This window comes from Sulfitobacter sp. M39 (assembly GCF_021735935.1).
In the GTDB taxonomy this organism is placed as follows: Bacteria; Pseudomonadota; Alphaproteobacteria; order Rhodobacterales; family Rhodobacteraceae; genus Sulfitobacter.
The window spans coordinates 893,226-918,994 of sequence record NZ_WMDZ01000001.1; the positions used below are offsets into that span (position 1 = coordinate 893,226).

The 25,769-nt window shown below is 61.2% G+C and carries 22 protein-coding genes and 1 tRNA gene; 13 read left to right on the top strand and 10 right to left on the bottom strand.

Annotated elements, in window-relative coordinates:
• Positions 1 to 42: 42 nt before the first annotated feature.
• Positions 43 to 327, bottom strand: a complete 285-nt coding sequence (locus tag GLP43_RS04310; protein ID WP_037964940.1) for a hypothetical protein — start codon at positions 325 to 327, stop codon at positions 43 to 45.
• Positions 328 to 467: 140 nt separating this feature from the next.
• Here GLP43_RS04310 and GLP43_RS04315 point away from each other — a divergent pair, with 140 nt between their 5' ends.
• The gene (locus GLP43_RS04315; RefSeq protein ID WP_237278334.1) at positions 468 to 779 is read left to right on the top strand and encodes an ETC complex I subunit; all 312 of its coding nucleotides are present in this window, start codon (positions 468 to 470) and stop codon (positions 777 to 779) included.
• 112 nt (positions 780 to 891) lie between these two features.
• On the opposite strand, the gene GLP43_RS04320 is transcribed toward GLP43_RS04315, so the two are convergent.
• Together GLP43_RS04320 and GLP43_RS04325 are read right to left on the bottom strand one after the other, a co-directional pair.
• On the bottom strand, positions 892 to 1,611 hold the full coding sequence (locus GLP43_RS04320; protein ID WP_237278335.1) for a class II aldolase/adducin family protein: 720 nt from the start codon (positions 1,609 to 1,611) through the stop codon (positions 892 to 894).
• Positions 1,608 to 2,747, bottom strand: coding sequence for a TauD/TfdA family dioxygenase (locus tag GLP43_RS04325; protein ID WP_237278336.1), 1,140 nt, complete (start codon positions 2,745 to 2,747; stop codon positions 1,608 to 1,610). Before GLP43_RS04325 ends, GLP43_RS04320 begins: the two co-directional genes overlap by 4 nt.
• A 104-nt stretch (positions 2,748 to 2,851) precedes the next feature.
• Here GLP43_RS04325 and GLP43_RS04330 point away from each other — a divergent pair, with 104 nt between their 5' ends.
• Positions 2,852 to 3,739 (top strand): LysR family transcriptional regulator, encoded by an 888-nt coding sequence (locus GLP43_RS04330; RefSeq protein ID WP_237278337.1) that lies wholly within the window; start codon positions 2,852 to 2,854, stop codon positions 3,737 to 3,739.
• Positions 3,740 to 3,776: 37 nt separating this feature from the next.
• Here the strand turns inward: GLP43_RS04330 and GLP43_RS04335 are convergent, their stop codons facing one another.
• The 5 genes from GLP43_RS04335 to GLP43_RS04355 are packed head-to-tail and all read right to left on the bottom strand — an operon-like array spanning position 3,777 to position 10,067.
• The gene (locus GLP43_RS04335; RefSeq protein WP_237278338.1) at positions 3,777 to 4,559 is read right to left on the bottom strand and encodes a carnitinyl-CoA dehydratase; all 783 of its coding nucleotides are present in this window, start codon (positions 4,557 to 4,559) and stop codon (positions 3,777 to 3,779) included.
• Positions 4,556 to 6,574 carry an acetate--CoA ligase family protein gene (locus tag GLP43_RS04340; RefSeq protein WP_237278339.1) on the bottom strand — a complete coding sequence of 673 codons (2,019 nt, stop codon included), beginning with the start codon at positions 6,572 to 6,574 and terminating at the stop codon, positions 4,556 to 4,558. Before GLP43_RS04340 ends, GLP43_RS04335 begins: the two co-directional genes overlap by 4 nt.
• 9 nt (positions 6,575 to 6,583) lie before the next feature.
• Positions 6,584 to 7,744 (bottom strand): acyl-CoA dehydrogenase family protein, encoded by a 1,161-nt coding sequence (locus GLP43_RS04345; RefSeq protein WP_237278340.1) that lies wholly within the window; start codon positions 7,742 to 7,744, stop codon positions 6,584 to 6,586.
• Positions 7,744 to 9,162 (bottom strand): carnitine 3-dehydrogenase, encoded by a 1,419-nt coding sequence (locus GLP43_RS04350; protein WP_237278341.1) that lies wholly within the window; start codon positions 9,160 to 9,162, stop codon positions 7,744 to 7,746. Before GLP43_RS04350 ends, GLP43_RS04345 begins: the two co-directional genes overlap by 1 nt.
• Complete coding sequence (locus tag GLP43_RS04355) at positions 9,159 to 10,067, bottom strand: 3-keto-5-aminohexanoate cleavage protein (RefSeq protein WP_237278342.1); 909 nt, start codon at positions 10,065 to 10,067, stop codon at positions 9,159 to 9,161. Before GLP43_RS04355 ends, GLP43_RS04350 begins: the two co-directional genes overlap by 4 nt.
• Positions 10,068 to 10,140: 73 nt before the next feature.
• On the opposite strand from GLP43_RS04355, the gene GLP43_RS04360 reads away from it, so the two are divergent.
• The 10 genes from GLP43_RS04360 (at position 10,141) to GLP43_RS16315 (ending at position 21,711) form a co-directional block, all read left to right on the top strand.
• Positions 10,141 to 11,088 (top strand): GlxA family transcriptional regulator, encoded by a 948-nt coding sequence (locus GLP43_RS04360; RefSeq protein ID WP_237278343.1) that lies wholly within the window; start codon positions 10,141 to 10,143, stop codon positions 11,086 to 11,088.
• Positions 11,089 to 11,321: 233 nt separating this feature from the next.
• Positions 11,322 to 11,969, top strand: coding sequence for a TetR/AcrR family transcriptional regulator (locus GLP43_RS04365; RefSeq protein ID WP_237278344.1), 648 nt, complete (start codon positions 11,322 to 11,324; stop codon positions 11,967 to 11,969).
• Entirely contained in the window at positions 11,966 to 13,153 is a 1,188-nt protein-coding gene (locus GLP43_RS04370; RefSeq protein WP_237278345.1) for a pyridoxal phosphate-dependent aminotransferase, read from the top strand. Before GLP43_RS04365 ends, GLP43_RS04370 begins: the two co-directional genes overlap by 4 nt.
• Positions 13,150 to 14,742 (top strand): 5-guanidino-2-oxopentanoate decarboxylase, encoded by a 1,593-nt coding sequence (locus tag GLP43_RS04375; protein ID WP_237278346.1) that lies wholly within the window; start codon positions 13,150 to 13,152, stop codon positions 14,740 to 14,742. The genes GLP43_RS04370 and GLP43_RS04375 overlap by 4 nt, the downstream gene beginning before the upstream one ends.
• A 342-nt stretch (positions 14,743 to 15,084) precedes the next feature.
• Entirely contained in the window at positions 15,085 to 16,011 is a 927-nt protein-coding gene (locus GLP43_RS04380) for an MYG1 family protein (RefSeq protein WP_237278347.1), read from the top strand.
• Positions 16,012 to 16,116: 105 nt separating this feature from the next.
• Positions 16,117 to 17,508, top strand: coding sequence for an L-seryl-tRNA(Sec) selenium transferase (selA, locus tag GLP43_RS04385; protein ID WP_237278348.1), 1,392 nt, complete (start codon positions 16,117 to 16,119; stop codon positions 17,506 to 17,508).
• Positions 17,505 to 19,376, top strand: coding sequence for a selenocysteine-specific translation elongation factor (gene selB, locus GLP43_RS04390; protein ID WP_237278349.1), 1,872 nt, complete (start codon positions 17,505 to 17,507; stop codon positions 19,374 to 19,376). Before selA ends, selB begins: the two co-directional genes overlap by 4 nt.
• A gap of 41 nt (positions 19,377 to 19,417) precedes the next feature.
• A tRNA-Sec gene (locus GLP43_RS04395) sits at positions 19,418 to 19,512 on the top strand.
• 63 nt (positions 19,513 to 19,575) lie between these two features.
• Positions 19,576 to 21,165 (top strand): TlpA family protein disulfide reductase, encoded by a 1,590-nt coding sequence (locus GLP43_RS04400; protein WP_237278350.1) that lies wholly within the window; start codon positions 19,576 to 19,578, stop codon positions 21,163 to 21,165.
• A gap of 24 nt (positions 21,166 to 21,189) precedes the next feature.
• Complete coding sequence (locus GLP43_RS16315; RefSeq protein WP_258182285.1) at positions 21,190 to 21,711, top strand: UGSC family (seleno)protein; 522 nt, start codon at positions 21,190 to 21,192, stop codon at positions 21,709 to 21,711.
• 73 nt (positions 21,712 to 21,784) lie between these two features.
• Here the strand turns inward: GLP43_RS16315 and nagA are convergent, their stop codons facing one another.
• A complete protein-coding gene (gene nagA / locus GLP43_RS04415) occupies positions 21,785 to 22,915 on the bottom strand; it encodes an N-acetylglucosamine-6-phosphate deacetylase (protein ID WP_237278351.1) in 1,131 nt (376 codons plus the stop codon).
• Entirely contained in the window at positions 22,912 to 23,787 is an 876-nt protein-coding gene (locus GLP43_RS04420; protein ID WP_237278352.1) for a BadF/BadG/BcrA/BcrD ATPase family protein, read from the bottom strand. The genes nagA and GLP43_RS04420 overlap by 4 nt, the downstream gene beginning before the upstream one ends.
• 169 nt (positions 23,788 to 23,956) lie before the next feature.
• Between GLP43_RS04420 and edd the strand changes: the two genes are divergently transcribed.
• Positions 23,957 to 25,759, top strand: coding sequence for a phosphogluconate dehydratase (edd, locus tag GLP43_RS04425; RefSeq protein ID WP_237278353.1), 1,803 nt, complete (start codon positions 23,957 to 23,959; stop codon positions 25,757 to 25,759).
• Positions 25,760 to 25,769 lie beyond the last annotated feature (10 nt).

Consider the following 25,769-nt stretch of genomic DNA (forward strand, 5'->3'; position numbering starts at 1 on the left):
CGGAGCCTTGCGCGACTTGCATATGTCGCTTTCGTCGCAGGCTTATTTGGTCAGCCGCTTGCGGTTGGCGCTTACCTTTTTACTGACCGGGACCATCGCGGCCGAGAAAATCTGGTCGGGCGTGCCCCCGGCAAAGGCGGCTTTGGTGGCCGCCTGATAGGCTTTGGCCATGGCGGGGCCTTTTTCATTCACCATGCGGGCGTTCTCTCCGCGGGTCTGGGGAAGGGCGCCGGCCATTCCCAAAAGCCTAAGCGTCATAACGGCTTGGGTGTCGATCATCAGCTTGGCGAGGTTGGCATTGAGCGTCATCAGGGTCAGGGGGTTCATGAGAGGTGCTCCGATTGCATAAGCTCAGTCTATGCTGCGCCGCAGCATATGTAACGCGAATTCGGCACAAATCACTGTGATGCCTTGATCCTTGGCCGTATTTGGCTGATAAACCGCCTGATCACAGCGGAGATTCAGCTATGCGCGCGCGTATTTATCAGCCTTCCCGAACTGCCATGTCCTCTGGCACGGCCAAAACCCGTGTCTGGTTGCTGGAATTCGACCCAGAGCACGCGCGCGAGATTGACCCGTTGATGGGCTGGACGTCGTCGAAGGACACGCAAACGCAGGTGCGTTTGCAATTCGCCACCAAGGAAGAAGCGGTGGAATACGCCCGCGACCACAATATCGATGCGATGGTGCAAGACCCCAACAAACGCCGCGCAAATGTCCGCGCCGGCGGCTATGGCGAAAATTTCGCCACAGGACGCCGCGGGGCCTGGACTCATTAACTCTTGCGACAGGGATGATTGCGGGCATGCCGCCCGCAATCACCCTAGGCTTTGATCCCTGCGCTGTCGAACGACTGGTTCAGGGGGCTTTGGCGCTTTGACGAAAGGATCGTCAAAGCGTTGATTTAAGATAGTCGAAATGCCTTTGCGCCATGCCGCGATAGGATTTCCAGCCTTCCGCAGTGGCTTTTGCGACATCATCGCTGAGTACCGCCAAGGGCTTACCCGATGAAAGCGCAAGTATCTGCGTTTGGGCCGCTTTCTCAAAAAAATAAAGATCTTCGAATGCGTCGGCGACGGTGGGGCCTGTTACCGTGATGCCGTGGTTGCGCATGACCAGAACGGTGTTGACCCCCATCGCTTGCGCAAGGTGGGCCCCCTCTGCCGCGCTGTCAGAAATTCCGCCGAATTCTAGATCATATCCGACCCGACCCCAAAACCGTGCGGTGTTGTTATCGATCGGTAGCAGGGTGGGGTCCTCTAGGCTGGCCAAAGCCGTCGCATAGGGCGAATGGCAATGCAGGATCACGCGCGCGGCAGGGATTTCGCGGTGCAACGTTCCATGCACGGCCCAGGCCGAGGGGTCCGGTGCATTGTCGCCCAGCATCGTCTGGTCATCATCCACATCCAGCAACAGCAAATCGTCAGGGTCAATCGTCGCGAAATGCTGCCAGCATGGGTTCAGTAGAAACTGACGCCCGTCGTCTGACACGGCGGCGCTGAAGTGGTTGCCGACGGATTCGCTCCACCCGAATTGGTGGCACAGTCGAAACGCAGCGGCGAGGTCAGCCCGCAGGGTCGCTGTGGTATCAACGTCTGCATGTACATTCATGACTTGAACCGCCCTTCGGAGACCAGCGACCGATATGTTGATCGCATTTCCGCCCTGTCTGTATAAGTGCCGCGCAGATAACGTTCACCGCTTGTCGCTGAATATGCGGCGCGGCCATGCACGATGCGGTGGTTGTCAAAAACGATACACTCCGTCGCTTGGAGCGTAAACTTCATGATATATTTATCATCCTGCAACAGTTTCCCGAACCGGCAGAAAGCCGGGTAGTAGGTATCCAGCACCTCTTGCGGCAGGTCGATCAGATCCAGCATGTGCTGGCTGATTGTCAGGCCGGACACCGCGCCGTTCTGGTCAAGTTCAATCACGCGCTGATAGCTGCGCATGTCGTAATTGTCGTGTTCGCAGTAAAACGGCACGTCGATTTCCGACAGCAGCTTAAAGCCTTCGGGGTCGATATCGCGAAAGTCATTGGCCGCGGCAACGCCGTCCCCGAACAGGTTGAGACCACCCTTTACGCTGTTGGCGCGCATGTGCAGGTATTGAATGCCGGGCGCGGCCTCTTCTGCGGGGACATCGGTGTGCAGTTCAAGGGCGGCAGCGGTGTAGGCGCTGTTGGTAGGTTTGATATGCGTCCGCACATCGAAATAATCACCGAAAAAGGTGGGGCGCACGGTTCCGGCCAAGTTCGCAAGGTCAGTAAGCGCGGCATCTGTGTCGGGCATCTGGGTCACGATCGAAATGCCTTCGACGATCATCGCCTCAAGCCAAGCCGTGCGCTTGGTGCGGTCTGTCTTTAGCTCTTCAAGGGTGAAGCGCGTCACATCCGCGAAGTGATCCCCGAACCACGGCGTGCGTGGCAGGTCGGCGGGATCGGGCCGTGCCGCGCCATTTGCATATGCCTCAAGCGTTGCCAGCGGCATGCGCGTGACGTGGTCTTCGTCCGCCCATGTGATCACCAAATTATCGTCTTCGACCTGCGCCGCGCTGGCCCGAGGAGGGAGGCTGAGATGAAAGATATCAAACGTGCGTTCACGTGTGACGGTATTGAAGGATGTAGGGCAGTTGTCGCGCAGCCAATAGTAGTTGAAATAGGCCATTTCCGCGTTTGCAAGCGCGATGCGAAGGCCGTTTTCTTCTAGTGAAATATGAGTTGCGGGGGTGGTTTGAATGTTCATGGCATGATCCATCAGGAGGGGGAGGTGTTTCCTAATGCCTATCAAAATAAATCTTTTGAAAAAGCCGCAAAAATTGGAATATAAGTTAACCAAAGGGTTAACTTATGGCTGATCGATCTTTTTTCCATGCGCTTGAAACGCTTGAGCTGGTGTGCCGCTTGGGGTCTATGCACAAGGCTGCGGCGCGGTTGAATGTTTCGCCTCCGGCAATCACGCGGGCCATTCGTTTGTTGGAAAACGACGTCGGTGCCGCCCTCATGGATCGCAGCACAAAACCCGCGCGACCCACCGAAGCGGGCGAAAGGCTGGCGCGCGCCACGCGTAATGGCTTGGCCTTGATTGAAGACACCATTGCCGACATCCGCGCCGAAAACAGCAGTAACGACAACCACGTGACCTTGGCCTGTACCATCGGCATGGCGACCTATTGGCTGATGCCGCGCCTGCCGGATTTCTATGCCAAACACCCGTCGATCACGGTCAATGTTCAGGCTCCGCCGCTTGACCGTCCGGTGCTGTCGCGCGGCATCGATATTGCGCTGCGCTATGGCACCGGGGATTTGCACGACGGCGAGACCATCAAACTTTTTGACGAACGGATTTGTCCGGTAGGGCGGCCGGATGTGATTGAACGTGCGCTGAAGCAGGGCGGGTTGTCGCACGCGTGGCTGATTGATGTGCGATCAACAACGCAGCACTGGCTGGGGTGGTCGGAATACCTGAGGACGTCGGGCGAAACGTTCAAGCCGGTGGGAGAGGTGTTCGACAACTACATTCAGGCCGTGCAGGCGACGCTGGATGGGCGCGGGTTAATGCTGGGATGGAAGTCCATCACATCAGAGCAGGTGAGTGACGGCACATTCGGGTCGTGGCCCGACGGCGACACAGATATCGGGACGGCATATTTTATTTCGTCGTCCGAAACGGGGGGCAGGAAAGCGGCGGCTCAATCGTTTGTTGAATGGGCCGTTGAGGTGGCGCGGGACCAATAGCCCCGCGCGGTCCGGTGGAAACCCGGATGCGACGCTCTTAGCGCCCTTTCCAGACCGGATCCCGCTTTTCAGCAAAGGCGCGCGCACCTTCGGCGTTATCCTCGGACCCGTAAAGCACATCGACAGTCTTTAGTTGGCGTTTGGTGATCCGGTTCATCGCGTCCTGAAAATTGCTATCCTCGGCATCGCGCACGATTTCCTTGATCGCGGCATAGACCAGCGGGGGGCCAGACGCCAAAAGGCGTGCCATATCCCACGCCTGTGTCATCAGATCATCCGCCGCGTGGACGTGGTTCACAAACCCCCAGCGGTGGGCTTCTTCGGCGTCTAGCCAGCGTCCTGTGAACAGCATCTCCATCGCGATGTGGTAGGGGATGCGCTTTGGCAATTTGATGGATGCTGCATCGGCCACCGTGCCGGACGTGATTTCGGGCAGTGCGAAACTTGCATGATCCGCCGCTAGGATAACGTCTGCAGACAGCGCCAGTTCAAGCCCGCCGCCACAGCAAATACCGTTCACCGCAGCGATCACCGGTTTGTTCATGTCGCGCAATTCTTGCAGGCCGCCAAAGCCGCCTACGCCATAATCACCATCCACCTCGTCGCCATCCGCGGCGGCTTTCAGATCCCAACCGGGGCAGAAGAATTTCGACCCTTCGCCTGTGATAATCGCAACGCGCAAATCAGGGTCATCGCGAAAGGCGGCAAAGGTATCGCCCAAAATACGGCTGGTTTGCAGATCAATGGCATTGGCCTTTGGGCGATCCAGAGTGATTTCAAGTACGGCACCTTCGCGGCGCGTTTTAACGGGGCTTGTCATGTTGTTCCTTTCACCAAAAGCGTATCGGCGATGATCGCGCGGTCTTTTGTACAGATGAGGGGATTGATTTCGATTTCGGCAATCTCGTCGGCGTGGTCGCTGACGAAGTCTTGCAGCTTTAGGACCGCGTCAACAATGGCGTCTATGTTCGCTGCCTCGCCACCGCGATAGCCGCTCAGCAGGGGGTTTATTCTTAACTGCCGCAAGGCGTGTCGAATGTCAGCGTCCGTGGTTGGCAACAGCAAGGATTGTCCGTCCTCCAGAATTTCCGTCAGGGTGCCGCCCGCGGCCAACGTCAGGACAAACCCGTGAGCGGGGTCCGCGACGACGCCCAGCAAAAGTTCGGCGACGGTGCCGGTGATCATTTCTTCGACAAGGAAGGTTCCGGCCTGCATCGCCTGCGCCGCCGCGCCGACTTGCTCGGCGTCTGTCAGGTTCAGCTTTACCGCGCCGGCTTCGGTTTTATGGGCGACCCCTTCACCCTTCAGGACCACGGGAAAACCGATCTTTTCGGCGCAAGCGATCACATCTGCAAAGGCGATGCCTGCACGGCTTTTGGGGATATCCAAGCCGTATGCCGCAAGGGCCAGTTTGGCATCGCCTTCGGTGGCCGTGGTGGTGGTTGCGAAGCTGGGGGCAGGTAGCAGGGGCTGGTGATTTTGGGGTGTCGGCATGCGAACTGCGCTGATCGCTTCACAGGCCGTGCCAAAGTCGCACAGCGGCACGATCCCCGCGCCAAGCAGGCGTTTTGCAATCGCTTCGGGCAGGTTTTCCACGATTGACCCAACCACGCCAAAGGGACGGCCCGTTTGACGGGCTGCGTCTTCTATCGCCTCGATTGCGATCATCCAATCATCGGCGGTGCAGCTGTCTAGGCGCGGGAAATCAAGCACCACGAGCGTCAGGTCGATATCATCGCCCGTCATGGCCGCAAACACCGCTGTCATGGCCGCCTTATCGCGCCAGATTTGCGTGTGGTAATCCAAAGGGTTCGCCAGATGGACCAGCGTGCTTAGGTGCTGCGCAAGTGTATCTGCTTGGCCAGATGTCACGGGCGGGAAGGTCAGGCCATATTGCGCCGCGGTATCCGCCATGACGCTCGCCTCGCCGCCCGAGCAGCTTAGCGATGCAATTCGGGTTCCGGACAGGCGGCCATGGCAGTGAAACAGCTTTAACGTTTCAAGCAGCGCGGCGGGGGAGCCGACCCGCGCAATGCCAAGGCGTGCCAGTACCGCATCCGAACCAGCGCTGCTTCCGGCGAGCGAGGCCGTGTGCGAAATGGTCGCCAGTTGCGATTCCTGCGAACGGCCCACTTTCAACGCCACGATCGGTTTGCCTAGCGCGCGCGAAAGCCGCGCCAGTTCTTCGAAGGCCGCGATGTCGCCAAAGCTTTCGATGTAAAGGCCAAGTGCCGTCACGCGGTCGTCGCGGATGACCGTTTGAGCAATGCTGGCGAGCCCTTGTTGGGCCTGATTTCCCGCGGTGATGGTATAGGCAATGGGCAATCCGCGTTGTTGCATCGTGAGGTTGATCGCGATGTTGGACGACTGCGCCAAGATCGCCACGCCGCGTTCAACGGGCACCAGCCCATGTTGATCCGGCCAAAGCGCCACCTGATCCACGGCATTTAGAACCCCGTAGCAATTCGGCCCGAGAATGGGCATTCCCCCTGCTGCGGCCAGCAATTGGTCATTCAAAACGGCGCCGTCGGCGGTTTCTTTGAACCCGCTGGCAAAACACACGGCACCACCTGCTCCCATCTGGTTCAGCTCGCCCACCAGATCGATGGTTGCGCTGCGGTTTACACCGATGAACGTCGCATCCGGCGCGTTTGGCAAATCGGCAAGCGTCTTGAAGGCTGGCAACCCGCCAACACTGTCTTTTTTAGGATGCACGGGCCAGATATCACCCTTGAACCCGATCTTTTGGTTCTGCTCGATCACGGAGTCGCACCACGCCCCACCGCCGACAACGGCAATGGAGCGGGGGCGCAAGAGACGCTCAAGATCACTCATGTCTTGGTCCTAGGCGCCAAGGGGGCGCAATAGATCGCGGCTTATGATGTGGCGTTGGATTTCAGATGTCCCGTCCCAGATCCGTTCGACCCGCGCATCGCGCCAGAACCGTTCAATGGGGAAGTCATCCATCAAGCCCATGCCGCCAAAGATTTGCAGGGTAGCATCCGTCACCCGCGCCAGCATTTCCGACGCGTAGAGCTTGGCACTTGCGATTTCGCGGTTTGCGGGCAGGCCTTGATCCAGCCGCCACGCCGCCGCCAATGTAAGGTGATCCGCCGCATCTATTTCGGTGATCATGTCGGCCAGCTGAAAGCTGATGCCCTGATACTTGCCGATCTGCTGACCAAACTGTTTGCGTTCAGCCGCGTAATTCAACGCCATGTCAAAACAACGGCGTGCTCGCCCTACAGACATCGTGGCGACCGTGATCCGCGTGGCATAAAGCCATTCGTTCATCACCGCAAAGCCACCATCAACCTCGCCAAGAACCTGAGCATCCGGCAGGCGGCAGTTGTCAAATTCGAGGATCATGTTCTTGTAGCCGCGGTGCGAGACGGATTTGTAGCCGTCGCGGATGGTGAAACCGGGGGTGCCGCGGTCGACCAGGAAGGTCGTGATGCGTTTTTTGGGGCCGTGCGGCGTGTCGTCTTCGCCGGTTGCCACAAAGACGATCAAGAAATCCGCATGATCCGCGCCAGAGATGAAATGCTTGGTTCCGTTCAGAACCCAGTCACCGCCATCGCGTTTGGCTGTACATTTCATGCCGCGGACATCGGACCCTGCATCGGGTTCGGTCATGGCCAGCGCATCCATCTTTTCGCCGCGAATGGCGGGGGTAAGATAGCGTTCAATCTGATCGTCCTTGCAGGCCATCAAGATATTCTGCGGCCGCCCGAAAAAATGGTTCAACGCCATAGAGCCGCGGCCCAGTTCGCGTTCAACCAGCGCAAATTCAAGATGCGAGAGGCCAGCCCCGCCAACGCTTTCGGGGAAGTTGCAGGCATAAAACCCCAGATCCAGCGTCTTTTGCTTGATTGCCTGCGCGACGTCATCGGGGACTTCGCCAGTGCGCTCTACCTCGGCCTCGTGGGGGTAGATCTCGTTTTCCACGAAGGACCGCACGGTGGAAACGATCATTTCTTGTTCTTCGGTCAATCCAAAATGCATCAGGTCAACTCCGGCTTGGGCAGGGCGGCTTGGTCCGCGATGATGGATGCGAGCTTGTCGCCGACATGCGCCGCAGGGTCGCAGGATTTGCGGGTTTCCAGACTGACGTGCAGCAGGAACTGGTTGCAGGTTGCCACCACATCACCAGCGGCGTTTTTCAATTCGTGGAACAGCCGCAGCTTTTTGCCCGCACCCTCAAGAATGGTCGTGACGACGGTAACGTTGTCGCCGGCATGACATTCATTGCGGAACTTGGTGTGGGTATCGGCGGTAAAGTAGCTGAAGCCCGATTTGATATAGGCGTCATCGGCCCCGATCATGCGCATAAGTGCATCGGCGGCATCCGACCACAGCTGCCCATAACGGCTTTCGTTCATGTGGCCGTTGTAATCCGTCCAATCGATTGGAATGGCGCGGGCGACACTGATGATGGGTTTGGTGAAGTCAGGGTCGGCTTTGCCGTATAGACGGGCGTCATGCGCGTTCAGCAACGCCCCTGCACCCCAGTCACGTCCCTTCAGGGACCGCATCATGGACACCAGATTGTCGTCGCGAATGCGTTCAAGCTCGCGGATCGTATGGGCACCGGATTGCGCGTCCGATTGGCTGGCGATCCTCTGTACCAAATCATCGGTCAGCTCGGGCACGTCCATCAATTTGGTCCAAGGCCATTGCAGGCAGGGCCCGAACTGTTCGATGAAATGGGCCATCCCGGCCTCGCCGCCCGCCACGCGGTAGGTTTCAAACAAGCCCATCTGACCCCAACGCAAGCCAAAGCCGAACCGGATCGCGTCGTCAATTTCTTCGGTCGTGGCGATGCCGTCTTTGATCAGCCAAAGCGCCTCGCGCCAGACCGCTTCGAGAAAGCGATCGGCCACATGCGCGTCGATTTCTTTTCGTACTTTCAGGGGCTTCATGCCGATCTCAGTAAGCACCGCCTGCGCGCGTGTGGTCGTGGCATCGTCACCGACCAGTTCGATAAGCGGCAGCAGATAGACCGGGTTGAACGGGTGCGCGACGAAAATCTGGCTGGGCTGCGTCGCCCCTTGCTGCAGTTCGGACGGTTTGAACCCCGACGTGGAGGACCCGATCAGCGCGTCTTTGCGGCAATGGGACTGAATCTCGGCGAAGATTTTGTGCTTCATCTCAAGCCGTTCCGGCGCGCTTTCCTGAATCCAGTCGGCGTCTGCGACGGCTTCGGCCAATGTGGGGACGATTTTTACCTGACCTTCGGGCGGCAACGCCACGTCGGACAAGGCAGGCAGGGACCGCCGTGCGTTCGCCATGACTTCACTGATTTTGCGTTCGGCTTCGGGATCGGGGTCAAAAATGGTGACGTTCCATCCCGACAATGCAAAGCGTGCGACCCAGCCGCCGCCAATAACACCACCGCCGATGATTGCTGCTGTTTTGGTCATCGTGGTGCCTGCTTTGTTAGGTTCAGTTTTTGGCGTACGGCATCAGGGCCCATGACGGTTGCCCCCATGCTTTCGATGATGGTGACGGCACGCGAGACAAGCGCTTCGTTCGTGGCAAGCTCGCCTTTGCTGAGCCACAGGTTGTCCTCCAGCCCGACACGCACGTTCCCGCCTGCCAGAACCGACGCGGCCACATAGGGCATCTCGTCACGGCCGATTGAAAAGGCGGACCAGTTCCAGTCGTCAGGCACATTGTTAACCATCGCCATAAAGGTGTTCAGGTCATTAGGCGCGCCCCATGGGATGCCCATGCACAGCTGGACCAGCGCTGGCGAAGACAAGACGCCGTCTTTAACCAGTTGTTTTGCATACCAAAGGTGGCCTGTATCAAAGGCTTCGATCTCTGGCTTCACGCCAAGCGCTTCCATCCGCGCGCCCATCGTTGTCAGCATGCCGGGTGTGTTGGTCATCACATAGTCGGCTTCGGCAAAGTTCATCGTGCCGCAATCAAGGGTGCAAATTTCGGGCAGGCAGTCTTCGATATGCGCCAGCCGTTCTTCGGCGCTGACCATATCGGTGGCGTCGTTCAGCGGCAGCGGCGCGGAAGGCGGGCCAAAGACCATGTCGCCGCCCATGCCTGCGGTCAGGTTCAGGACCACATCGACTTCGGCATCGCGGATGCGTTCTGTCACTTCGCGGTAGAGTTTCGGATCGCGTGAGGGCACGCCGGTTTCAGGATCGCGCACGTGGCAATGCACAATCGCAGCACCCGCTTTGGCGGCGGCGATGGCCGAATTGGCGATCTGTTCAGGGCTGCGGGGAACATGGGGCGACCGATCTTGGCTTCCGCCGGATCCGGTAACAGCGCAGGTAATAAAGACATCACGGGTCATGTGCAGGGGCATCGTAGTCTCCTTTAGGATTTGCCCGCACGGTACATGGATTGTTCGACAAGGGTGTGCAGTGTAAGACATAAACATGCAGGAAAAGACAAAATCACCGACCGAGACTGTAAAAATCGATCTTCTGCTCTTCGACGGGTTTTCGAACCATTGTCTGGCCAACACGCTAGAGCCGTTTCGCGCCGCAAACACCATCACCGGCCAGTTGCCCTATCAATGGCGTTTGCTTTCGCTTGAGGGTGGCCTTGTGCGGTCTTCAAGCGGGATGTTGGTGCAAACCGAAAAGGCCACAGCGACAAAGCCAGCGTGTGATTACCTTATGGTGACCGCCAGCTACGGTCACCTTGCATTGTGTCGCGGTCAGGTCCTGTCCGCGCTGCGGGTCCTTTGCGCCAACGCTAAATGTTTGGTGGGGCTTGATATGGGATCTTGGCTGCTCGCGGCTGCAGGGCTGTTGGACGACAGGCCCGCCACCATCCACGCACATCTTTTTGAAAGCTTTTCTGAGACATTTACGCAGGTAGACACCCGGCAAGAGCGGTTTGTGATAGATGGCAACCGGATCACCTGTGGGGGTGCCATGGCGTCCTTTGATCTGGTCCTGACGTTAATCGGGGAGCACTGCGGCGAGATCACTCGCCTTGATGTCGCGTCGCTTTTTCTGCACCAAGGCGATCAGCCGTTTGGAGATGCCGACAATATATCCGTGCGTTCGCAACTGGTTTCCCGGGCGCTTGTCCTTATGGACGAGAATATCGAAGCACCGGTGCCGATCCCCACGATTGCGCGTCGCCTTGGGTGTTCGTTGAAAAGCCTGCAAAGACGGTTCGCACGCAGTTTGAATGCGACGCCGGCCCAAGTCTATCGCCACAGACGCCTGATCGCCGCCAAAAGCTTGGCCGAAAGCACCGATCTGTCCATCGCAGAGATCGCCGCCCGGTGCGGGTATGAGAACGCAAGTTCTATGACGCGCGCATTCAAGAGCCAGTTCGGCGCGACGCCAATGGACACGCGAACAGATTGATCGGCATTTTTTGCCCTTCTTTCAGATGGGCGTGAAGCCCAGCCAACCGCTGGTGCCGCGATAAAGCGATGCCGAAGGGGTGTGCGGGGCGGTAATCCGTTCTGCCGCGTCCATTGGCTGTCCTTGTACCGCGGAGGTGCTCGCCATTTGGTGCCGCCGAAAATATTGCCTTGAAATCGGGGCCGTATTCCGCAATTATCCAAGTGTATAATTACGGAATACGGAAGCGCCCTTTGTCGGATCACACGCCCAAGTTCAAACGAGAGCCAGCAGCCCACCGCAGGGAGGCGTTGATAAAGGCCACCTTGTTGGTGATCGCCGAAAAAGGCGTTCAGGCTGCGACGGTCCGGACGATCGCTAGCCGTGCGGATGTGTCACAAGGTATGATTCGGCATCACTTTTCGTCGAAAGAAGAGCTGATTGTCGCCGCCTATGAACATCACATGGACCGGCTCACTGATCTGACATCTGCCTTTGTGGATGCCGACAGTGACGCGCCAGCAGCGCGGTTGGCGGCGTTCGTCGTCGGCAGCCTGACGCCGCCGGTTGTCGACGCCGGTTCGGTCAGTCTTTGGGCGGGGTTCCTGACCAAGGTCCATGACGACGCGCAGATGCGCGAAAGTCACGAACGGACCTACTACAAATATCGCAATCGCCTTGAGGCGTTGATTGCGGCCGTATTGAACGAAACAGATCAGCCACGCTCGGCGCCAGAACTGCGGCATCTGGCGATTGCTTGCAACGCCGTGATCGACGGTCTGTGGATGGAAGGTGGTGTTCTTCCAAGCGCTTTCGCAGCGGACGAGCTTTCAGAAATCGGAATTAGATCCGTCGGAGCAATCCTTGGGATAGACCTCGCAAACGTAAGGCAACAGACATGAGACAGACAGATATAACGCAACGGCTGGCGGGGCTTGGCGGCGCGAAATGGGAAGTTCACCTGAAGGCCCGCGAGCTTGCCGCACAGGGCCGTGATATTATTGAACTGACCATCGGCGAGCCGGATGTGCCCACACCCGACGCGCTTGTGGACATCGCGGCTGATGCAATGCGCCGTGGCCGTACCGGCTATTCTGACGGACGAGGCGAAATAGGGCTGCGCACCGCATTGGCCGAGCGCTATTCGCGCAGCGCGGGCCGCCGCATCACGCCGGACCAAGCTATGTGTTTTCCCGGCACGCAGACAGCACTTTATGCGGTGCTGTTGGGCGTGGCCGAGGCCGGACAGCAGGTTTTGGTCGGTGATCCCATGTATGCCACTTACGAAGGCGTTATCCGTTCCAGCGGTGCCGAGATCGTGCCAGTCCCGTTGCGGCCGGAAAACGCCTTTCGCATTCATGCCGATGACATCGCTGCAAGGATCACCCCGCAGACCACGGCAATTCTGCTGACCACGCCGCATAATCCCACGGGTTCGGTCCTGACCCGCGCGGATATTGATGCTGTGGGTGAACTGGCAATTGCCCATGATCTGTGGATTATCTCTGATGAGGTCTACGAAGATCTCACCTTTGACGGCTCTGAATTTTGCTCGCCTCTGGGGAATCCGAAGCTGGCTGACCGCACCATCGTCGTCTCTTCGATCTCAAAATCCCACGCCGCACCGGGCTTTCGCAGCGGTTGGTGCATCGGACCGGAAGCCTTTACCGAGGCCCTCTTGCCGCTGTCGGAGACCATGCTTTTTGGCAACCAGCCCTTCATCGCTGACATGACCGAAAAAGCAGTGCGCGAAGGGTCGCCCGTGGCCGAAGGGATGAAGCAGCGCTTTGCCGCCCGCGCCGAGCGTCTGCATCGCCGCCTGTCGCAAGAGAGCCCGTTGAAAGTTCACCAACCGGAAGCGGGTATGTTCGCCATGATCGACGTTTCCGCCACCGGAATGAACGGCACCGACTATGCCATGCACCTGCTTGAACACGCCGGCGTTGCGGTCATGCCCGGTGCGTCATTTGGTGAAACGCTTGATGCTTGGGTGCGAGTGGCGCTGACCACCGGCGACGCGGCCTTTGATACAGCCTGTGACCGGATCATCCGGCACGCGGCACAACTGGAATTGGAAATAGCATGAGCAGTATTGGCGAGGCGCTGGTCGCCCAACTTTCAGATCGCGGTGTCGACTGTGTTTTTGGCATCCCCGGCGTACACACGATCGAGCTTTACCGTGGCTTGGCGGCCTCGGGTATTCGTCACGTGACACCCCGACACGAACAGGGCGCGGGCTTTATGGCGGATGGCTATGCACGGGTTTCGGGCAAGCCCGGTGTTGCCTTTGTCATCACAGGGCCGGGGCTGACCAATACGCTGACCGCAATGGGCCAAGCCCGCGCGGATTCTGTGCCGATGCTGGTGGTCTCTGGCGTCAACACGCTGACCAGCCTTGGCAAAGGCATGGGTCATCTGCACGAGCTGCCGAATCAACGGGCAACGACACGGACCGTCGCGCTGGTCTCGGAACGTGTTGAAAGCGCCGATGACCTGGCCCCCATGCTCGACCAAGTCTTTGACCCGTTCCAGTCCGGCCGACCGGGACCCACACATCTTGAGATACCGCTGGACGTGGCCGGCGCGCCCTATGCCGCCGAAGCGCCCACCCAGTCTATCGCCGCTGTGCCTGCGCTGTCTGGCGAACAGATATCAGAAGCAGCAGCGATATTGGCGCAGAGTAAGGCACCCTTGATCCTTGCCGGTGGCGGGGCCCGAAAAGCGGGGGATGCCCTGCGCGCCCTAGCCGAAAAGCTAGGCGCGCCGGTGGTGCAGACGGTGAATGCACGCGGCGTTATGTTTGATCATCCCTTAGGCGTACCAGCGAGCCCCAGCCTGCAAGCCGTGCGCGGGCTGATCGCGCAATCGGACGTCGTGCTGGCTTTGGGCACCGAATTGGGCCCGACCGATTATGATATGTACGCCTCCGGCACCATGCCCGAGATACAGAGGCTTATTCGCGTCGATATATGCGCTGAACAGCTTTCCCGCCATGCGGCAGAACTGTCGATTGTCGGCGATGCGGCTTCTGCAATTGACGCGCTGAATGCTGCAGTCGACGGGGATGCGGCACCAGACGGGGCCGCGCGGGCCGCCAAGGCCCGCGAGGGGGCCTTCGAAGAAATCGGTCCGGAGATGCGCGCGCTTTGTGATACCCTTGCTGAGGTGCGCGGCGCCGTTCCGGGGGCGATCATGGTCGGCGATTCCGCCCAGCCGATCTATGCAGGCAATCTATACTATGATCATGACCGCCCCGGCGGCTGGTTCAACGCCGCCACCGGATTTGGCGCGCTTGGCTATGGCATCCCTGCTGCAATCGGGGCGGCACTGGCGGCGCCGGACACGCCTGTTATCTGCATCGCCGGCGATGGCGGCGCGCAGTTCAGCCTGCCTGAAATGATGTGCGCGGTGCAAGAAAACCTGCCGATTTGCTTCATCATCTGGAACAACCACGGCTATCAGGAAATCGCTACCTCGATGGTGGATGCGGGCGTAAGCGTTGTCGGATGTGATCCGACCCCGCCGGAGTTTGCCGCCGTTGCACAAGCTTGCGGCTTGCCCTTCTGGCGCTGTGATACGAAGCCGGGTGCCATCGCCGAAGCGCTACGCGCGGCCACGGCGGCAGGCGGTCCAACTTTGATTGAAGTTCAGGCACAGCCATCCCCCCGCCCGTGACCGAAAGTGCATGACATGACAGCCCCCAGCTATGAGCCCACGCGCGCCATCACGCGTCGCGCATAGTATACGGTTCAATTCATGATTGCTCGGCCCCCCTCTTTTGCGCACTGCCAAAGGGGGGCAGGGCGGATCGGCCTTTTAGATGCTCGTATTCTGTGGTTTATCGAGCTGCGTTCTTGCGTTGAGAAAAACTTGGTGTAGTTTTACGAATTCTTTCTACTTTTCTTATACGACGCCCGTGACGGGCGGTGTGAGCGACACATATTCACAGGGCGGCCCCTCGCACGGTCGCCCGTTTTCATTTCGACCTGCTGAACAGACGCGCAAAGGTACACATTCATGACGATCACCCAACTCGTGACCCACTCCGGCGGTTTTCATGCGGATGAACTCCTATCCTCTGTCATCCTGACGCGGCTGTTTCCAGACGCCACGGTACTGCGCAGCCGCGACAAGGCGCTGATCACACCGGCCGAGGGGCGCATCATCTACGACGTGGGCGGTGACTTTGATGCCGAGGCAGGGATTTTCGATCACCACCAGCGTTCCAATCCGCTGCGTGAAGACGGGCAGCCCTATAGCTCTTTCGGGCTGATCTGGGCGCATTACGGGCATGATTATCTGCGCGCGCTCGACGTGCCCGAGGCGGATGTGAATGCGATCCACGACAGTTTCGATCGCGGGTTTGTTCTGCCGATCGACCTGCTGGACAATGGTGCCGTCAACGCGTCAGAGGCGGGGCCGCTGTTTGCCGGTCTGACCTTGCCCGCGCTGTTGGAAAGCCTGAAACCCGTCTTTGATGACCGCGAGGAAGGCGTGGATGACCGCGCCTTTGCCGCCGCCTTGCCCATTGCGCGCGCCTTTGTCGAAGCGTCGATCCGTCGCAAAGCCGCCAAGTTCCGCGCCGAAGCGATGGTGATGACCGCCATTGATGCCGCGGGCGAGGGCCATGTGCTGGACTTGCCCATGGGGATGCCGTTTCGCGGGGCCGTGGTAAAAGCGGGGGCGGATCATCTGCTGTTCGTCATCCACCCGCGCGGCGAGGAATGGACGCTGACAACGATCCGGTCGGGGGATGATACCTTCGAGAACCGCGCCGATCTGCCGGTGGCTTGGGCGGGTCAAAAAGACGTCGGGCTTGAGGAAGCATCGGGCGTCAAAGGGGCGAAGTTCTGCCACAACGGCCGCTTTATCGCCGTCGCCGATAGCCGCGAGGCGATTTTGCAGATGGCCGACATCGCGGTGAAGGAAGCGCTGGCAGCGTAACCCGCGCGGCGGGCCTCTTGGTTGCACGCCTTTGGCCTGCGTTCCGGCTTGCCCCCGTGGCCCGCGCGATTACACTGCGCGTTCAGCCATCGGGGGGCGTGACGCATGAACAGCCAGCTTAGACATTTGCCGCAGATCGAGATGCTGTTGCAGCAACCGCATGTGGCGTCTTTGGTTGCGACCTACAGCCATGCCGAGGTGCGCCGCGCCCTGCGCGAAACGCTCGACCAGCTGCGCCGTGATATTCGGGGCGGCGGGGTGGTCGATTTGCCCAATTTCGCCAGTGAACCCTTTGCCCAAAGCCTTGCCGACCGGATAAAGGCAGCCCGCCAGCCGAACCTGCGCCCTGTCATCAATGCCACGGGTATCATCATCCACACCAATCTGGGCCGCGCCCGTCTTGCCCCCGAGGCGCTGCAGGCTATGGACCAGATCGGTGCGCGGCCTTCGAACCTTGAGCTTAACCTAAAAACTGGCAAGCGCGGATCGCGCTATGACCATGCCGAGGCACTGATCTGCCAGTTGACGGGCGCAGAGGCGGCGCTGATCGTAAACAACTGCGCCGCGGCGGTGGTCTTGGCCCTGACGGGCACCGCCGCGGGGCGCAAGGTGATCGCCTCGCGCGGGGAGCTGATCGAGATTGGCGGGTCTTTCCGTCTGCCCGATGTGATCGCGCAAAGCGGCGCAGAGCTGAAAGAGGTCGGTGCCACTAATAAAACGCGGCTTAGCGATTACGCCGATGCGGTGGACGACGATACGGCGGTTCTGTTGAAAAGCCACACCAGCAACTTTCGTATTGTGGGCTTCACGTCCGCCCCGTCACGCAATGATTTGGCGCAACTGGCGGCGGAGCGGGATCTAATCTTGATGGAGGATCTGGGCAGCGGCGTGCTGATTGACCTTGCCCCCTTTCGGCTGCGCGATGAACCCGTGGTGGCGGATATCCTGAAGGCGGGTGTCGATCTGGTCATGTTCTCGGGCGACAAGCTGCTTGGCGGGCCGCAGGCGGGGATTATCGCGGGACGTGCGGATATAATCGCGGGGCTCCGCAAGCACCCGTTGCTGCGGGCGTTACGCATCGACAAGCTGTCGCTGGCCGCGCTCGAGGCGACCTTGCGTCTTTACCTGCCGCCCCATGATCCGCTGGCGCGGGTGCCGGTCTTGCGCGCGCTCTCGCAGCCTTTGGCAGAGGTAGAGGCGCGGGCGCAAAGGCTCGCGGGTTCCCTCGCTCCGGTGCGTGGGGTGGATGCTGAGGTGATGGCGTCAGCCGCCTATGTCGGGGGCGGGTCGCTGCCGCAGCAGGACCTGGACAGTTTTAGTGTCGTGGTGGCCTCTGCCGCGCTGCCTGCTGATATCCTCGCGGATCGTTTGCGGGATGGCGTCGTGCCCATTGTCGGGCGTATCCATCACGGCAAGCTGTGGCTGGATATGCGCACGGTGACGGACGGCGAGCTGCCCGATATCGTCGCGGCGCTGGGCGCGATCGCCGCCATATGACATCGGCCTGCGTGATTGTGATCGGCCATGTGGATCATGGCAAGACGGCGCTGGTGCGCGCCCTCACGGGGATGGAGACGGACCGGCTGGCCGAGGAAAAAGCCCGTGGTCTGTCGATCGCGCTGGGTTTTGCCCATTGCGAGATGTCGGGTGGGACGCTCGACCTGATTGATGCGCCGGGGCACGAGGATTTCATCCGCACCATGGTGTCCGGTGCAAGCGGCGCGCAGGGCGCGATGCTGGTTGTCTCGGCCGTTGAGGGCGTCGCGGCGCAAACGCGCGAGCATCTGCAGATCGCACGGCTGTTGCAGGTGCCCGTGGCGGTGGTCGCGGTGACCAAGGCGGATTTGATCCCCGAGGTGACATTGCCCGCCCGTCTGACGGAAATTGAGGATGCCCTTGCCGCGCAAGGCATTAAAGGGGCCGAACTGGTGCCCTGTTCGGCCACGACCGCTGGCGGGGTAGATCATTTGCGGCAGGTCTTGGCGCGGCGGTTCACCGCCTTGCCCGCGCGGGCTGCGCCGAGGGGGGCGTTTCTGCCGGTGGACCGCGCGTTCACACTGGCGGGGCGCGGAACGGTGGTGACGGGCACGCTGCTTGGCGGCGCGTTGGCGGTTGGGGAGGCGTTGACCGTGCAGCCAAGCGGTGCTGCGACGGTGGTGCGAGGGTTGCAGTCGCGCGGCGCGGCGCGGGAGACGGTCGCGGCGGGCGAGCGGGTCGCGGTGAACCTGCGCGGTATCGCGCTAGAGGATATTGCCCGCGGCGATGTGATCTGTACGCGCGGGCAGGGGGCGACGCTTTGCATGGATGTGGCCTTGACCGTTTCTGAAACAGCCTCGCGACCGGTCAAACATATGCAGGATTTGCGCGTGCTGTGGGGCACGGCACATGAGGTTGCGACCCTGCGGCTGATGGGCGGTGGCCAGATCGCGCCGGGGGGCGCGGGGCTGGGGCAGCTGCGCTTTAAACGCCCCGTGGTGGGGTTTGCCGGGCAGGCGGCGGTGCTGCGCCAGCTTTCCCCTGCGGCGACGCTGGCGGGCGCGATGATCCTTGACCCGCAGGCCGCGGCAGTCGGGGCGGGTGACAGGCGGCGGTTGGCGGTGATGCAGGCGGCACAGCAGCAAGATCGCCCTGCCCTTGCCGCAGCGCTGTGTGCGCAGGGGCAAGGGGTGGCGCTGTGGTCTGATCTTGTCCGGTTGGCGCGCTGCGATGCGACGGCTGCGCTGCCCACGGGCGTTGTGCGGTTATCGCCGGAACATATCGCGCTGGCCGACGACCTTGTCGCTGTGCAAACGGCGGTGGTGGCGGCTTTGCAGCGCTTTCATACCGACCACCCGATCAAGCAGGGGGCGGCGCTTTCGATGCTGCAACCGGTGACGCCGCTGCGGGGTTTGGTGCCTTTCGCCCAAGCCGAATTGGTTAGGGGCGGAGAGGTGGTTTTGCGCGACGGTTTGGTCTGTCTCGCACGGCATGACCCCTTGGCAGCCCTGGCCCCGCAACAGCTTGCCCGCCTGACGGAGATCGAAGAGAGGATGCGCGCAGGCGGCACCTCCCCCTCTGATGTGCGGCAGTTCGATTCGCCTGATGACGCGGATCTGATCGCGCTGATGGTGGTACAGGGGCGGTTGGTGTCCTTGGCGAATATCGCGTTGAAACAGCAGGTCGTGTTTCACGCGGCGACCATTGGCCAAGCGCGGCGGAACCTTGCAGCAATCTTCCCCCCGCCCACGGCCTTTACCACCAGCGCGGCGCGCACCGCCTTGGGCACCAGCCGCAAGTTCATCGTGCCGCTGCTTGAGCATCTGGATGCGCTAGGCATGACCCTGCGGATTGGTGACACGCGCCAGATCGCGCCGCAGGCGCATTAGGCTTTCGCTTGCCCTGCGGCAGGGCTACGGTGTGGCAACGCGGAGACGACCGGAGTCTGGTGGCTTCCCTGGTCTTCAAAACCATGGACGCGTCGATACGGCGTGTGGTGGGTTCGATTCCCATCCGTCTCCGCCAACCTGTCTGGACATGCCTGACGATCCCCCACAGTATGCAGCGGCATACTTGGGAGGGGGCGACATGAGTGATCGGAAACCGGAATTTACCCTGAAGGATCTGCAAGGCGTGGCCCACCCTTTTGACGGCACGGGCCCTGCGCTGGTCTGTTTCGTGAAAGAGGATTGCGAGACCTGCAATATCGCGGGTCCGGTGCTGCAGGCGCTGTCGCAAGCCTATGGCGATGCGGTGCGGTTTCTGGTGCCGGGGCAGTCGGGCGAGAAAAACGCCGATTTCGCACAGCGTCACGGGCTGACCATGTCGGTGCTTGAGGATACGGGCTGCAAGACCTCGTTCGACTGGGATTTCGAGATTGTGCCCGCGCTCTACTGGATTGATGAAAGCGGCGCTGTCGTGACACATTTCGAAGGGTTTGTGCGCGATGACTGGCAGGCTTTGTCCGACCAGATGGCCCGTGCGACGGGCAAAGCTGCGGCGCAGATCGATTGGGACAGCCTGCCCGCCTGGCGTCCCGGATGCGGGTCGAAACACTTTGACCCCGAGGTGTATGACGCGCTGCGGGCAGAGGCCGAAGGCAGCCGTCTGCGCGCCCGCAAGGTCGAGGTCGCCAGCGGCGATGACATGGCGGAATTCATGTTCGATCAGGGGTTCTCGGACGGGTTGCCTTTGGTCCCGCCGACGCCCGAACGGGTGATCCGCATGTTGGAAGGGACGCATCGTGATCCGCAGGATGTCATCGCCACGGTGCCGCCGAATATGGGGCCCGCTACGGTCGAAAAGATCGCGATTAACGCGGTGATGGCGGGGTGTAAGCCTGAATATCTGCCCGTGGTGATCGCAGCCGTCGAAGCCGTCTGCACGGATGACTTCAATATCCACGGGGTCACTGCGACGACCATGGGCGCGGCGACGGTCATGGTGGTGAACGGGCCGATCGTTGACAAGATCGGGATGAACGGCGGCTTGGGCGCTTTGGGTGCGGGGAACCGTGCCAATGCCACCATCGGGCGCGCGCTGCGGCTGATCATCCGCAATGTCGGCGGGGCGACCACGGGCGGGGTCGAACGGTCGGTCCTGGGCAATCCGATGAAATACACCATGTGCTTTGCGGAGAACGAGGCGGCCTCGCCATGGGAGCCGCTGCATGTGGAGCGCGGGTTCAACGTGGAAGATTCGGTCGTGACTGTCTTTGCCATGACGGGCGGGCCGGTGCATCTGGTGGACCAGACCTCGCGCAGGCCGGACCAGATCGCGGGGTCGTTGGGGCAGGGGCTTGAAGGGGTGTTCCTGCCGAAGATGCACAACCTGCCGATTGATGCGCTGCTGGTGGTATGCCCCGAGCATATTCAGACGCTGACCGTCGATGGCCCCTATTCCAAAGACCGGCTGCGCGACCGTATCCAAGAGGTCACCGCGCGCCCCTTGTCAGAGATGGTGCAGGATGACCATTCGGGTGCGGGTATTCCCGTGGCGGACGCTGAACGCATGGGGCCAGAGATGCTGGCGCAAATGGCCCCTAAATTCGCGAGTAAGGAATACATCCATATCGTCGTGGCTGGTGGTGATGCGGGCAAATTCTCGTCCGCGTTCCACGGGTGGGCCACGGGGGAGGTGGGGTCGATTTCCGTTTCCAGAAAGATCGATCTAGGATAGCTTTCACAGCAGAGGAGGACGTGAATGACAATAATTCTTGACCCGACGGACGAACGTGTCCCCGTCGCGCGTCAGATCAGCGAACGGTCCGGTTCGGTGCAGGGGGTTGTCGGGCTGCTGAACATCAGCAAGCCGCGCGGCAATATCCTGCTGGATGAACTGGACAGGTTGCTGACCGAAAACGCACCCGGCGTTGAGATCCGGCATTATACCAAGCCGACTTTCGCCAAACCGTGCCCCGACACGCTGCGCCACCAGATCCGCGATGAATGCGACTTTCTGGTCGAAGGGCTGGCGGACTGAGGATCATGTACCACGTGCAGTATGCACGATACAGTCTGGTTTGAAATCCAGGGGATCCCGTCTGTTTCCATCGCTTCAAGCGTGTTTGGCCAAGCCGCTGAAACGCAGCGCAAGGCGTTAGGCATGGAGGGCGCGCGCTATGTGCTGGTGCCGCATCCTATTCAGGATGCCACGGACGACGAAATGCGGGCAAAAGCCCGCGAGGCGTTCGACCAGATCATCGGGGCGTTGCGCGACGCGTAAGCGACGTGAAAAGATATAAGGCGGCGCGGGGAGGCTCGGGCCGCCTTTTTCGTGGGCGGATGTTGGGTGAGGGTTACAGATCGGTCAGCCAGTGCAGCTCTGACAGGTCGTCGTTGATCCAGATCATCGCATCAACACGGTCCGCTTCGGGGGTGTGCGCCAGCAATTGCGCAGGAATCACCGTGGCACGGGCCAGCGCCCGCTCTAACGGTTCGTCCACGGTGTTGTGCATATAGCGCACGGCTTGCAGCAGGGTCAGGTCGGCCCCGGCCAGCGTTCCATCGGCCAGCGTCAACCGTCCGTCGCTGCGCAGGATCTCGCGGTCGTTCAGGGTGAAGCTGGTGATATCAGAGCCGCCAGTCGCCATGGCGTCGGTCACCAGAAACACCTCTGCCGCGCCGCGGTTGGCGGCAAGGGCGGCGCGGATCATGGCCGGATGCACATGCACCCCATCGGCAATCAGCCCCGACGCCACGCGCGGATGATCAAGCGCCGCTCCCACCAGCCCCGGACTGCGCGCGTTGGCCTGGCTCATGGCGTTGAACAGATGCGTTGCCATGCGGGCACCGGCGTCAAAGGCGCGCATGGCGGTGTCATAGTCGCAATCGCTATGGCCCAGCGACACCAGCACGCCCGCTTGCGTCAGCGCCGCGATCTGATCGGGGGTGGCGTTTTCGGGGGCGAGCGTCATCATCAGGTTCGGGATCCGGGCCACGGCATCGGTCAGCATCGCCATATCATCGTCAGACAGGGGGCGGATCAGGCTGCCCTCATGGGCACCTTTGCGGGCAACGCTCAGATGCGGCCCTTCAAGGTGGAGCCCCGCAATACCCGCCATGCCGAGGTGCAACGCCTCTGCCACGGCGGCGATGGCGGCGCGACTATGGGCGGGTGTGTCGGTGATCAACGTGGGAAGAAATGCGCGGGTGCCAAGCCGTCGGTGCGCGGCGGCCATCGTGCGCAGCGTGTCCAGATCGGGCGCGCTATTCAGCATCACGCCGCCCCCGCCGTTCACTTGCAGATCCACAAACCCGGGCGAGAGGATGCCCCCGTTGAGGCTCCGGGTTTTGGCTCCCGTCGGCAGCGCGGTCAGGGGCGTGATGCGCGGGATGCCGTCGGGGTGCACCACAAGCGCGTGACCGGTCAGCAGATCGTGCCCGTCGAAGATGCGCGCGCCGGTATAGGCGGTGAGGGGGGCGGTCATGCCCGCGCGGCGCGCAGGGCCAGTGCGACGGCCCCATCCAGCGCGCGGCCTTTGGTTTCGACCAGATGGGCGGTCTGCGTGGCGGGCAGATAAGCGGCGTAATGGGGGCCGACGCCGCCGGTCAGGCACAGTGGGCCGCCGGGTTGGTGGTCGAGCGCGATCAGGGCGCGGGTCAGGTAATCGGCCCCGCTGGCCATTATCGCCCGTCCGATGCTGTCGCCCGCCGCGGCGGCCTGCACTACATCGGGGGCGAGGGTGGCGAAATCGCCGGGCCGCGCCTTGAGGCTGAACTGCACGATGCCCGCGCCACCGCCGAATTTATCCAGCATTTGCTGAGACAGGGGGCTGGCGGGGGTGATCCCGTCGACGACGAGCAAGGTCTGCTCCAGCACGCCATGCCCCAGCCACGCGCCCGACGCCTGATCCGACACCTGATAACACCAGCCGCCGATACAGGTCTGCACGCCGGCCTTTTGGCGGCCCACGATGGTGCCGGTGCCAAGGGCGATCAGGTGGCAGTCCTGCTCTCCGACGGCACCGACGATGGTGGTGGTGGTGTCTTCGGTCAGGACAGATTTGGCAAAGGGTAGACCCGCCTGCACGCGCGGGCCCATTTCCGGCCCCGTGTATCCCGCAAGCCCCAGATGAGCCACGGCACGGGGCATGTCGGCGACATCCAGACCGGCGCTCTCTATCGCGTTGCGCGTCGCGGTGAGCACGCTGTCGATCGCGGTGGCGCAATCGGTGCTGACATTTGCCCGCCCGCCTTTGCCTTCGGCAAGGATACGGCCATCGGGGGTGGCAACAGCGGCGCGGCAACCAGTGCCGCCTCCGTCAACGCCGATCAGGAAAGGAGGGTCTATTTGTGTCATCCGAATTGTTTAGGGCACCTGTTTTGGCGGGGAAAGACAATTTTCGCCATTCGTTTTACCCATCGTTGCAACGGGTTTGCAAATGGCACGTGCGCGTGATAAGTTAGCGCTAACATATTCACGTCTTTGTAGGAAGGCCCTTAGGCCCGCCCACGTCACGAAGGAAAGCATGATGTTGAACGATACCGTAGCCCGTGTCACCGACCGGATCATCGAACGCAGCGCGCCAAGCCGGGGTGCCTATCTGGCGCGGATGCGCCGCGCCGCCGAGGAAGGGCCAGCGCGGGCGCATCTTTCGTGCAGCGGTCAGGCGCATGCCTATGCCGGTGCGGGGCAGGACCAAGCCGCGCTCGCGACGCAATCGACGGGCAATATCGGGATTATCACGACTTATAATGACATGCTGTCGGCGCACCAGCCGTTTGAACGCTTTCCGACCCTGATCCGCGACACCGCGCGCGCGGCGGGCGGGACGGCACAGGTCGCAGGCGGCGTGCCTGCGATGTGTGACGGCGTGACCCAAGGCACCCCGGGGATGGAGCTGAGCCTGTTTTCGCGTGACATCATCGCCATGGCGGCGGGCGTCGGGCTAAGCCACAACACTTTCGATTCCGCGATTTATCTGGGGGTCTGTGACAAGATCGTGCCGGGTCTGGTGATCGCGGCGCAGGCTTTCGGGCATCTGCCGGCGGTGTTCCTGCCTGCGGGGCCGATGACTTCGGGTATCTCCAACGACGAGAAAGCGATTGTGCGCCAGAAATTCGCCGCAGGCGAGGCCACGCGCGAAGAGCTGATGGCGTCAGAGATGGCGGCCTACCACGGGCCGGGCACCTGCACCTTCTATGGCACCGCCAACACCAACCAGATGTTGATGGAGTTCATGGGCCTGCACCTGCCCGGCGCGTCTTTTGTGAACCCTAATACTCCCTTGCGCGATGCGCTGACCGTTGCGGGTACGCAGCGGGCGCTGGCGATCAGCCATCTGGGCAATGAATACACACCCGTTTGCGATGTGCTGGACGAAAAAGCCTATGTGAACGGCATCGTCGGTCTGCATGCGACGGGCGGGTCGACCAACCTGCTGATCCACCTTGTCGCGATGGCGCGGGCCGGTGGGATCGTGCTGGACTGGCAGGATTTCTCGGACCTTGCCGATGTCACGCCGCTGCTGGCGCGGGTCTATCCGAACGGCTTGGCCGATGTGAACCACTTCCACGCGGCGGGGGGCTTGGGCTTTATGATCGGTCAGCTCATGGCGGGCGGCTTGCTGCATGACGAGGTCAAGACCATCGCGGGCGACGGGCTGTCGCGCTATACTCAAGACCCCAAGCTCAACGATGGCGCCGTCGAATGGGTCGCAGGTCCGACCGAGACGCTGAACGAAAAGATTGTGCGCCCCATTGGCGACCCTTTCCAGCCCACGGGCGGGTTGAAACGTCTGGCGGGGAACCTTGGCAATGCGGTCACCAAAGTCTCTGCCGTGAAGCCGGAGCATCACATCGTCGAAGCCCCGATCCGCGTGTTCCATGACCAGGAAAGCGTGAAAGACGCTTATCGCAATGGCGAGTTCAACGAGGATGTCATCGTCGTCGTGCGTTTTCAGGGGCCCAAGGCCAACGGCATGCCCGAATTGCACAGCCTGACGCCGGTGCTGGCGAACCTGCAGGCGCGCGGGCTGAAGGTGGCGCTGGTCACCGACGGGCGCATGTCCGGTGCCTCGGGCAAGGTATTGAGCGCGATCCACGTGTGTCCCGAAGCGGTGGACGGCGGGCCGATTGCACGTTTGCAAGACGGTGATATCGTGCGCGTCGACGCCCGCGACGGGCAGCTGACGGTCCTGACCCCCGGCGCGATGGAGCGCCCGGTCGCCACGGCTGATCTGTCGGGCAATGAATACGGGCAGGGGCGCGAGCTGTTTGCCACTTTCCGCAACACGGTTGGCGCGGCTGATACCGGCGCCAGCAGCATTTGAACCTGACCAG